The 261-nt window shown below is 64.4% G+C and carries 1 protein-coding gene; it reads right to left on the reverse strand.

Annotation, left to right across the window (positions count from 1 at the left end):
• Positions 1–261: GNA1162 family protein (locus tag FAZ69_RS33085; RefSeq protein WP_169708848.1), on the reverse strand; the 261-nt coding region annotated here is incomplete at both ends.

Here is a 261-nt window from a genome sequence, read left to right on the forward strand (position 1 = left end):
TTGTCACGCCGGCCATGTTGTAGCCCTGGTCGGTCGCGCTGTTGATGATCTGCTTGACGGCGGCCACCACCAGCATGCCGATCAAGCCGCCGCCGCTGCTGTTATTGCCTTCGTTGCTCGAGGCGCTGGCGTGGCCGGTCCACAGCGTCTGGCCGCCCACCAGGTCCACGAGCTTGGCATCGGCCGCGACGACGGTGGCGCTGTCGAGCACCATGTACTTGGTGCCATATTTGGTGATGGTGATGTACAGCGCGGCATCGG

It is taken from the genome of Trinickia terrae, assembly GCF_005144415.1.
Classification (GTDB): Bacteria; Pseudomonadota; Gammaproteobacteria; order Burkholderiales; family Burkholderiaceae; genus Trinickia_A; species Trinickia_A terrae.